Source organism: Burkholderia sp. BE17 (assembly GCF_009362305.1).
Lineage (GTDB): Bacteria > Pseudomonadota > Gammaproteobacteria > Burkholderiales > Burkholderiaceae > Burkholderia > Burkholderia pyrrocinia_C.
Genome location: NZ_WHNU01000087.1, coordinates 1 through 10208, shown reverse-complemented (window position 1 = coordinate 10208; position 10208 = coordinate 1). Strand labels below are relative to the sequence as shown.

At 68.5% G+C, this 10208-nt stretch carries 9 protein-coding genes; 3 read left to right on the top strand and 6 right to left on the bottom strand.

What is annotated here, in order from left to right; all coding sequences use genetic code 11:
- Positions 1 to 218: 218 nt before the first annotated feature.
- Positions 219 to 1361 carry a glycerophosphodiester phosphodiesterase gene (locus GD429_RS39630; RefSeq protein ID WP_152865636.1) on the bottom strand — a complete coding sequence of 381 codons (1143 nt, stop codon included), beginning with the start codon at positions 1359 to 1361 and terminating at the stop codon, positions 219 to 221.
- A 379-nt stretch (positions 1362 to 1740) separates the two neighbouring features.
- Between GD429_RS39630 and GD429_RS39625 the strand changes: the two genes are divergently transcribed.
- A complete protein-coding gene (locus tag GD429_RS39625; protein WP_152865634.1) occupies positions 1741 to 2805 on the top strand; it encodes a phytoene/squalene synthase family protein in 1065 nt (354 codons plus the stop codon).
- 474 nt (positions 2806 to 3279) lie between these two features.
- Positions 3280 to 4500, top strand: coding sequence for a porin (locus tag GD429_RS39620; protein ID WP_152865632.1), 1221 nt, complete (start codon positions 3280 to 3282; stop codon positions 4498 to 4500).
- 272 nt (positions 4501 to 4772) lie between these two features.
- Here the strand turns inward: GD429_RS39620 and GD429_RS39615 are convergent, their stop codons facing one another.
- Genes GD429_RS39615 through GD429_RS39595 form a run of 5 tightly spaced genes read right to left on the bottom strand, consistent with a single transcriptional unit; the run spans position 4773 to position 10029 of the window.
- On the bottom strand, positions 4773 to 6263 hold the full coding sequence (locus GD429_RS39615; RefSeq protein ID WP_152865630.1) for an efflux transporter outer membrane subunit: 1491 nt from the start codon (positions 6261 to 6263) through the stop codon (positions 4773 to 4775).
- 10 nt (positions 6264 to 6273) lie between these two features.
- Positions 6274 to 7428: an ABC transporter permease gene (locus GD429_RS39610; protein ID WP_152865628.1), complete on the bottom strand. Its 1155-nt coding sequence runs from the start codon at positions 7426 to 7428 to the stop codon at positions 6274 to 6276.
- Complete coding sequence (locus tag GD429_RS39605) at positions 7425 to 8375, bottom strand: ABC transporter ATP-binding protein (protein WP_152865625.1); 951 nt, start codon at positions 8373 to 8375, stop codon at positions 7425 to 7427. The genes GD429_RS39610 and GD429_RS39605 overlap by 4 nt, the downstream gene beginning before the upstream one ends.
- Positions 8372 to 9334: an HlyD family secretion protein gene (locus GD429_RS39600; RefSeq protein WP_321575143.1), complete on the bottom strand. Its 963-nt coding sequence runs from the start codon at positions 9332 to 9334 to the stop codon at positions 8372 to 8374. Before GD429_RS39600 ends, GD429_RS39605 begins: the two co-directional genes overlap by 4 nt.
- Positions 9331 to 10029: a TetR/AcrR family transcriptional regulator gene (locus tag GD429_RS39595; protein ID WP_152865623.1), complete on the bottom strand. Its 699-nt coding sequence runs from the start codon at positions 10027 to 10029 to the stop codon at positions 9331 to 9333. The genes GD429_RS39600 and GD429_RS39595 overlap by 4 nt, the downstream gene beginning before the upstream one ends.
- On the opposite strand from GD429_RS39595, the gene GD429_RS41525 reads away from it, so the two are divergent.
- A partial coding sequence (locus GD429_RS41525; RefSeq protein ID WP_227792217.1) for a hypothetical protein occupies positions 10028 to 10208 on the top strand: 181 nt, incomplete at its 3' end. The two genes, GD429_RS39595 and GD429_RS41525, sit on opposite strands and share 2 nt — an antisense overlap.

The window sequence follows — 10208 nt, the reverse complement described above, 5'->3', positions numbered from 1 at the left end:
CGCCCGGCTACCGCCCGGCTACCGCCCGGCTACCGCCCGGCTACCGCCCGGCTACCGCCCGGCTACCGCCCGGCTACCGCCCGGCTACCGCCCGGCTACCGCCCGGCTACCGCCCGGCTACCGCCCGTTGAGCCCGTTGAGCCCGTTGAGCACGTCCGGCACGTCCGGCACGTTCAACCCGTTCAACACATTCCGTGCATTCAGCCCGTCCCGGGCATTCAGCGCTTGAACGTATCGACAGCCGTGCGGCCGACCGCCGGATCGTCGGTGAAGAAGCCGTCGATGCCCGCGCGCAGGTAGGCCTGGATCTCGCGCACCGAGCCGGCCGTGTTGCGCGTGGCCGGCGTGCCGCCGTCCTTCAGCGACGCGGGCAGGAAGTTGTTCTCCGGGCGGAACGTGTACGGATGCACGACGAGGCCGGCCTCGTGCGCGTAGCGCACGTACGGCGTCGGCGGCTGCAGCGTGCCGTCTGCGGCGACCGCGATGATCGACGTCTTGTACGGGCCGACGCCGTTCGCATAGGTCGCGATCTCGCGCATGCCGTCGCGCGTCGACAGATCGCCGTAGGTGCGCTTGTCGTTCGCCTTCACGAAGTCGTACGGGCGCTGGCCGGCTTCGTCCATCAACTGCACGAGCTTCCAGTTCGGCTGGCTCGACTTGATCCGGTTGCGGATCGTCTTCAGGTTCGCGACCTCGAACGACTGGATGTAGACGGTCGCGGTGCGCGACGTGTACGAATCCTTCAGCAGCGCGTCGACGAGGCGATCCTCGAGCGGCAGGCCGATCGACTGGAAGTAGGTCGGATGCTTGGTTTCCGGATACAGGTGGATCGTGCGGCCGGTCTGCGCGGACATCTGCTTCGCGAGCGCGACGATCTCGTCGAAGGTCGGAATCTCGAACTGGTCGTTGTACGCGGTGTTCGCGGGGCGGACCTGCGGAATGCGCTCGCGCGCACGCAGCGTCTTCAGCTCGGCGAGCGTGAAATCCTCGGTGAACCAGCCCGTGAGCTGCGCGCCGTCGATCGTCCTGGTCGCCTTGCGGCTCGCGAACTGCGGCAGCGCCGACACGTTCGTCGTGCCCGAGATCTCGTTCTCGTGGCGCGCGACGAGCACGCCGTCGCGCGTCGACACGAGGTCGGGCTCGATGACGTCCGCGCCGTCCTCGATCGCCTTGCGGTACGACGCGAGCGTGTGTTCGGGGCGCAGCGCGCTCGCGCCGCGATGGCCGACCACCTGAACCTTCGCGGAAATCGGCTGCGTGGGATCGGACGTCAGGTCGTCGCCGCCGCACGCGGCGAGCAGAAAGGTGGCGGCACAGGCGAGCGGGACGTAGCGCAAGGCGCTCGGGCGCGTGAAGAACATGTCGATGAACCTTCGAAACGGGAGTCGGAAAAGTCGGAAAGGGCGCTCGCTCCGCCGGCGCGGCTGTTTTGCCGTGCCGTATGGAATCGAACGGGACGCGATCGTCGCATCGAATAATTACATATGTATTACTTGAGTCTTTCTGTTTTGTTCGAGGTTGCGGCGAGGGCGGCGGGGACGGGCGCGGCATCGATGTGTGTGCGGCATTCGGGCCGTCGCGGGCAGGCCTCGCGCCGGATGCACTAAACTTGCGGGAATTTTGCATCGCAGCGCCCGGGCCGACGCCCGCGCGGCGAGACGATGCGGCGACTCGCGGGCCGGCGCGGGCGCCCGGCGCCCGTGTGCGCCGGGGCCCGCGCCGGCCGATTTTTCCCGACCCATGACGACCCGAACCGATTCCGCCTACCTGCTCGGCGACCTGCTGAAGAACGTTTCCCGCTCCTTCTACCTGACGCTGCGCGTGCTGCCCGACGGCATGCGCGACCCGGTCGGGCTCGCGTACCTGCTCGCGCGCGCGGCCGACACGATCGCCGACACCGCGCTCGTCGCGCCCGATCGCCGGGCCGCGTTGCTGACCGACCTGCGCGACGAGATCGAGCGGCTCGGCGACGGCGCGGCGCTGTCGCGTTCGCTCGACGACGTGACGCGGATGCAGACGGATTCGCACGAACACGTGCTGCTCGGCTCGATGGAGCCGATGCTCGCGCTGCTGCGCGCGCAGCCGGACGCCGACCGCGCGTCGATCCGCAAGGTCGTCGCGACGCTGACGTCAGGCATGGAATTCGACCTGCGCACGTTCCCGGACGAACAGTCGGGGCAGGTCGCGTCGCTGCCGACGCGCGACATGCTCGACCGCTACACGTACCTCGTCGCGGGCTGCGTGGGCGAGTTCTGGACCGACATGACGGGCGCGCACACGCGTGCCGCGCGCGGCTGGGATTTGCCGGACATGCGCGAGAAGGGCATCCGTTTCGGCAAGGCGCTGCAGATGACCAACATCCTGCGCGACTGCGCGAAGGACCTGCGCATCGGCCGCTGCTACCTGCCCGACGACGTGCTGCGCGCGCATGGGCTCGGCGTTGCCGACCTGATGCAGGCGGACGCGTCGGCGCGCGCGCGCGGCGTGCTGGTCGACCTGCTGCGCGTCGCGCTCGACCAGTATCGCGACGCGTGCCTGTATACGCTCACGATCCCGCGCCGCTTCGTGCGGCTGCGGCTCGCGTGCCTGTGGCCGATCATGATCGGCCTCGAAACGCTCGAGTTGCTGGCCGGCCACGATGCGTGGCTCGACCCGGCGAAGCCGGCCAAGGTGCCGAGGAAGCGCATCTACCGGATCATGGCGTCGTCGCTCGCGCTGGTCGGCTCGAACACGGCGATCCGTGCGCGGATGACCGCGCTCGCCGATGCGGTGAACGCGCGGCTTGCCGCGCCGGCATCGCGTTGAATGCCGCCGGCGCGCCGCGCCGGCATCGACCTTCGGCCCGCGTTCGCCGGGCCGCCCCCATCCGATTTCCCACGCGCGGACTGAAACGTTTTCATGATTTCGTTTCGTGAAATGTGGGTGTCATGAACGTCAGCGATCCTGCGCGGCGGCGTGAATCGCGATGTCAGTCTGCGATCGCGCATTTGTAAGATGATTTTTGCCGAAGGCGTCTGACGACATCGGACGGTCTCGTTGCACCCGTAAAAATGTAAAGCTAGGGTTTTCACCGGCAAACGCCGGAAATGACCGCCGCGTAAGCGTTTTCAGGTGTTATGTAACCGCTTGGTGAACCCGCGCGTTGCGTCGATCATACGATGACCGACTGCACATGTTGGGAAATAATCGGTAATCCGTCAGAATTGCGCCGGCATGTACTCGCACATGTGTCACAAGACCACACCAGAAAAGAAATCATTCTTTGAGGACGGAGAATCAATGAAAAAGCGCGTCGCTTTCGCCATGACGGCAGCGGGCCTTGCAGCCGCTACCGCCGCCCACGCCCAGAGCAGCGTGACCCTGTACGGTATCGTCGATAACGCTATCGCTTGGCAGAACAACTCGTCGGCGACCAGCGCGATCTCGGGTGGCCACTCGAAGGTGCAGATGGCCACCGGCATTTGGGCAGGCAGCCGCTTCGGCCTGAAGGGCAGCGAAGATCTCGGCGGCGGCACGAAGGCGATTTTCCAGTTGGAAGCCGGCTTCAACGCGAACAACGGCTCGTCGCAATGGACGAACGGCATCTTCACGCGTCAGGCGTGGGTGGGTCTGTCCAACGCAGCGTACGGTACGCTGACGGCGGGCCGCCAGTACACCGCGTACTACACGCTGCTGTCGCCGTATAGCCCGACGACCTGGCTGACCGGTTATTACGGCGCGCACCCGGGCGATATCGACTCGCTGGACACCAGCTACCGCGCGAACAACTCGCTCGTCTACATGTCGCCGAAGTTCTACGGCTTCACGGTCGGCGGTTCGTACTCGCTCGGCGGCGTGCCCGGCAGCTTCAACCGCGGCTCGACCTGGAGCGCGGCGGTCCAGTACCTGAACGGCCCGGCAGGCATCGCAGTCGGCTATCAGCGCATCAACAACGCGACGCTCGGCGGCGGCGTGTGGGGTGCGAACTCGACCGCACAAAACGGTCTGGATTCGGCCGGCAACGGCGCGGAGCAGGCCGTGTCGTCGATCAACGGCGGTTACAAGACGGCACAGTCGCAACAGCGTCTCGCCGTGACGGCCGGTTACCAGTTCACGCCGGCGTGGGACATCTCGGTGTCGTACTCGAACGTCCAGTACATCCCGGGCACGCAGTCGGCATTCCGCAACACGGCGATCTTCAACACGGCTGGCGCCGTGCTGCACTGGAAGGCATCGCCGCAGTGGGACTTCGCGGCAGGCTACTCGTACACGGCGGCAACGCAGTCGAACGGTGTTTCGAGCTCGGCCAAGTACCACCAGGTCACGCTGTCGCAGTACTACAGCCTGTCGAAGCGCACGGGCCTGTACGCGGTTGAAGCGTACCAGCACGCTAGCGGCAACACGATCAGCGGCCTTACCGGCGGCATCGTCAATGCAACGACGTCGATCGGCGACGGCGTAGGCGCAGGTTCGAAGCAGAACCAGATCGCTGCCGGCGTCGGCCTGATCCACCGCTTCTGATGTCGCGCGGCGCGCGAGCGCCGCTCACGACATGCGGTATGAAGAAACCGGCCTTCGGGCCGGTTTTTTTATGTGCGGCACGCGTTGCGCGTATTGCGGGTTCGGTCATCGGCGGGCATCGACCGGAAGCGGGCGGCGACTGAAGCCGAACCTGATAAGCGCGACGCTCATGCGGTGCACGGCATGCAGCCGGCAGCATCTGGCCCGTGCCAGTGCCCGTGCCAGTGCCAGTGCCAGTGCCAGTGCCAGTGCCAGTGCCGCCGGCGCGGTGGTTACTGCGCCGCATCATCCATCCAGCTCCCCGCCAGCGCCTGAAACAGCGCCGCCGTATCGGCAAGCCGGTCGGCCTGCGCGCGGGTGCGGTCGAGCGCCGTCTGCAACGTCTGCCGCTGCGCGTCGAGCAGGTCGAACGTGCTGACCCCGCCCGCCGCGTAACGATCGCCGGCAATCGCGTTGCGTGCCGCCGCTTCCTGCGCGGCCGTGTCCCGCGCCTGCAATTCGGCCGCGTCGTGCTCAACCGCGCGCATCGCGTCGGCTACCTGCTGAAGCGCCTGCAGCACGGTTTCCCGATAGCTCGCGAACGCGGCGTCGTACGCCGCTTCGGCCGCGCGTTTCTTCGCGCGCAGCTCGCCGCCGTGAAAGATCGGCTGCGCAAGACCAAGGCCGACGTTCCAGACATTCAACCCGCTCACGATATCCGCGATGCGCGTGCGCTCCGAGCCGATCCCCGCCGAAATCGAAAAACGCGGATACAGGTTCGCGGTGGCCACGCCGACGTTCGCGCTCGCCTGGTGCAGCACGGCTTCCGCCGCACGGATGTCGGGCCGTTCGCGCGCGAGCGTCGACGGCAGCGTGACGGGCAGCGTGCGCGGCAGCGCGAGCGCATCGAGCGTGAGGTCGGGCAGCACGGCGCTGGACGGCGGCGCGCCGAGCAGGATCGCGAGCCGGTGGCCGGCCTGCGCGAGGCGGGCCGCGAGCGGCGGCAGCGATGCCTGCGTCTGCGCGAGCAGCGCGCGTTGCGCATGCACGTCGGCCTGCGACACGCCGCCCGCCGCGAAGCGCGCGTCGACGATGCGCAACTGCCGCGCCTGCGCATCGATGAGCTGGCGCGTGAGCGCGACCTGCTGCGCGAGCGACGCGCGCAGGATCGCGGTGGCGACGACGTTGCCCGCGAGCGTCAGCCTCGCGGCGTCGAGCGTGTATGCTTGATAGTCGACCTGCGCGCGCAGCGCTTCGAGCGCGCGCCGGTTGCCGCCGAACACGTCGAGCACGTACGACACGCTGACCGACGCGTCATACAGCGTGAACGGCGCCGGATTCGGCACGTTGCCCGGCAGCCCGAACGCGGCGATGTCGACCTTCTCGCGCGTGGCGGACAGGTTCGCGTCGACACGCGGCAGCATCGTCGCGCCGGCTTCGGCCGCATGGTTCTGCCGCGCTTCGTCCAGCCGTGCGCGGGCCTCGGCGAGCGTCGGGCTGTTTCGCCACGCGGTATCGACGAGCCGGTTCAGCGGTTCGGAGCCGAACTCGGTCCACCAGTGTTGCGGCGTGTGCGCGGCCGATGCGAACGTCTGCGCATCGCCGGCCGGGCCGCCGGCGGCCGCCGTCGAGGCGGGCGGCTCATCGCGCGTGTACTGCTGCGTGGCCGGTGCGTCGGGCGTGCGGAAATCCGGCCCGACCGCGCAACCGGCGACGAGCAGCGCAGCAGCGGCCAGCGTAAAGCCGCGGGCAGCGATGGAGGCGCGATGCGAAGCCGGTTTCATCGTGCGGCACCTAATCGAGCGTGCGCCGGTAGAAGCGCAGCGCGATGCCCATCACGACGACGGTGAACAGCGCGACCGGCCACACGGACGGCCACAGGTCGGCCCAGCCGTTGCCCTTCAGCAGGATGCCGCGCACGAGGCGGTTGAAGTAGGTGAGCGGCAGCAGGTTGCCGATGAATTGAGCCCACTTCGGCATCCCGGCGAACGGGAACATGAAACCGGACAGCAGGATGTTCGGCAGGAAATAGAACACCGCGAGCTGCATCGCCTGCAACTGGTTCTGCGCGAGCGATGAAAGCGTGATGCCGACCGTCAGGTTCGCGGCGATGAACAGCAGCGCGGACAGGTAGATCGCGAACACGCCGCCGACGAACGGCACGACGAACACGAACCGCGCCGCGGCGAGGATGATCGACACCTGGATCAGCCCGATCAGCACGTACGGGACGATCTTTCCCGTCATCACCTCGAGCGGCCGCACAGGCGTCGCGAGCAGGTTCTCCATCGTGCCGCGCTCGCGTTCGCGCGTGATCGCGAGGCCCGTCATCATCACCATCGTCATCGTCAGGATCACGCCCATCAGGCCCGGCACGACGTTGTACTGCGTGATGCCTTCCGGGTTGTACAGCCGGTGCAGCACGACGTCGAACGCGGCCGGGCGGCCGTTCAGGTGCGCGAGCGGCCCCGTCAGGTCCTTGTTCGCGACGGGCTGCACGAGGCCGGGCAGCGCGCCGATCGCCGACGCGGTCGCGACGGGATCGGTCGCGTCCGCCTCGACGAGCAGCGACGGACGCTCGCCGCGCAGCAGCCGCCGCGAGAAATCGGCCGGCACGCTCAGCACGAACTGCACGTCGCCGCGGGCGAGCGCATGCCGGCCCGCTGCTTCGTCCGGCAGCGTCTCGACGATGTCGAAATACGCGGAATTGCGCATCGCGGCGATGAAGCTGCGCGCGAACGGGCTCGAATCGGCGACGATCACCGCGGTCGGCAGGTGCTTCGGATCGGTGTTGATCGCAAAGCCGAACAGCGTGAGCTGGATGATCGGCACGCCGACGATCATCGCGAACGTCACGCGGTCGCGGCGCAACTGCAGGAATTCCTTCAGCACGATGCTCCACCAGCGCGCGACCGAGAACGATTCGCGCAGGCGCGTCCACGCGTTCATGACGATGCTCCGCCGGGCGGCCCGGATGCGCGGCCCATCATGAAGATGAAGACGTCCTCGAGCCCGGTGTCGATCGGCGCGATCTGCAGCGACGCATCGTCGCTCGCGACCCGCGCGAGCGTCGCGTCGAGCGCGGCGCGATCGCGGCCGCTTACGTGCAGCGCGGAACCGAACACGACGGTTTGATCGACGCCCGGCATCGTGCGCAGCCGCGCGGACAGTTCGGTCAGGCGCTCGCCGGTGATCGTGCGGGTCGACAGGTGCTGCGACGCGACGATCTCCGCCGACGTGCCTTGCGCAAGCAGTTCGCCGGACGCGATATAGGCGAGCTTGTGGCAGCGCTCGGCTTCGTCCATGTAGTGCGTGCTGACGAGCACCGAGATTCCTTGCGCGGCCAGCCGGTGCAGTTCCTCCCAGAAGTCGCGGCGCGCGGCCGGATCGACGCCGGCGGTCGGTTCGTCGAGCAGCAGCAGTTCGGGCTCGTGCAGCATGCACGCGGCCAGCGCGAGGCGCTGTTTCCAGCCGCCCGACAGCGCGCCCGTGAGCTGGTCCGCGCGGCCCGCGAGGCCGAGCCCGTCGAGCGCGCGCGCGACGGCCGCCTTGCGGTCGGGCATCCCGTACACGCGCGCGACGAAGTCGAGGTTCTCGCGGATCGACAGGTCTTCCCAGTACGAGAAGCGCTGCGTCATGTAGCCGACGTGCCGCTTGATCTGCGCGCTGTCGCGCACGATGTCGTAGCCGAGGCAGGTGCCGCTGCCCGAGTCGGGCGTGAGCAGGCCGCACATCATCCGGATCGAGGTCGTCTTGCCGCTGCCGTTCGGCCCGAGAAAGCCGAAGATCTCGCCGCGCGCGACGCGCAGCGAGACGTCCTTCACGACGTGCTTGTCGCCGAAGCGCTTGTTCAGGCGATCGACGTCGATCGCGTACGGAGCGGCCGGCGCGTTCATTGCACCCTCACGGCGACGGGCTGGCCCGGATGCAGCTTCGGCGCGTCGGCGACGGCGGGGCGCGCCTCGATCATGAACACGAGCTTGGTCCGGCTCTCGTTGCTGTAGATCACGGGCGGCGTGTATTCGGCCTGGCTCGACACGTAGGTGATGCGCGCGGGCACGTCGGCCGCGCAGCCGTCGCAGCGGATCGCGACCGCGCGCCCCGGCGCGAGCGAGGCGATGGCGGCTTCCGGCACGAAGAAGCGCACCTTCAGGTTCTGCGGCGGCAGCATCTGCACGACCGGATTGCCGGCCTGCACCCATTCGCCGACGCGGTACAGCGTGTCGTACACGCGCCCGGCGGCGGGTGCGGCGACGCGCTTCTGGTCGAGTTTCCATTGCGCTTCGGCAACTGCGGCCTGCGCGGCGTCGACCTGCGCGGCCTGCGCGGCGACCTGCTGCGCGCGGCCCGGCAGGCGCGCGACGTCGACCTGCTTCCGCAGTTCGTGCATCTGCGCGGCGGTGGTTTGCGCGGACGTGCGCGAATCGTCGAGCTGCTGCTTCGACAGGCCGCCGGCCGCGTACTGGCGTTCGTCGCGCGCGAGTTGCGCGGCGGCCCGTGCGGCCTGTGCGGTGGCCTGCGCGAGTTGCGCCTGCGTGACGGCGACTTCGGGCGGGCGCTTGCCGGTCTGCAGGTCGGCGAGCTGCGCACGCGCCGCGGCGAGCTGATGCCGTGCCTGCAGCAGCGCGGCCGTTTCGTTCGCGGCTTCGAGCGAGAACGCGGGCGTGCCGTCGGCGACGGCCTGGCCGCGTGCGACCGACAACCGCGTCAGCGTGCCCGATTGCGACGACGACAGGTACACGAATTCGCCTTCGACATAACCCTGGTAGGTCGTGCCGTTGTCCGTCGACCGTCCGCAACCGGTGAGCAGCGCGAAGGCGACGAGCGCAAACGGCAACGCGCGGGCCGCGTTCACGACGGCCTCCGCGGCGAGTGCGTCCGCGCGCGCGGCGCGGCGGGCGGCGGCTGCAGGCCGGAGCCGAGCAGCGCGCGGACGTGCCGGTGCAGCACGGCGCGATCGATCGGCGGCAGGCCGCGCGCGCTTTGCCACAGCTTCGCGGTCGCCAGCGGCAGCATCACGAGCGCGATGATCGAATGGAACAGGAACGCGGGTTCGAGCGCGGGGTTCAGCGTGCCGGCCTGCTGCGCGGCGCGGATGCGTTCGGCGAAACGCCCGACATGCTCGAGCGGAATGCGCCGCAGCATCCGCTCGCGCAGCAGCCCGCCTTCATGGACGATCTCGCGCAGCCAGATCGACGGCAGCCACGGCATGCGATGCGTGACGTCGAAGAAGCGGTCGACGAGTTCGGCGACGAGCGCGAACGGATCGTTCTCGATCTGCGGCTCGGTCGGGCGCCACACGAACGCGATGACCTGCGCGAGCCGCTCCTCGACGATCGCGTCGAGCAACTGCTCGCGGTTCGTGAAGTAGTAGTGGACCATCGCGGACGTGACGCCGGCGGCGGCGGCGATCTGCGCGACCGTCGTCGCGGCGATGCCGCGCTCGGCGAACAACTGCATCGCGACGTCGAGCATGTGGTCGCGCAGATCGAAATCGTCCACCGACGGGCGGCGCCCGCGCGGCCTGGCGACAGTGGATTTCCCGTTCATGCAGACGACGCTAATTGATGAGTTAGTTAATTTCAAGGAAGGGTTTTCGCCGGCGTTGATCGAGATCAGACGTGCGTCGAATGGCGGCGCGGACGAGCGCGGACGCGGCGCGGCGGCGGGTAGTGTGCCGGCGGCGGCGTGTAGGGAGCGGCTAATGGGGAAATGGCGGGGGGAAATGG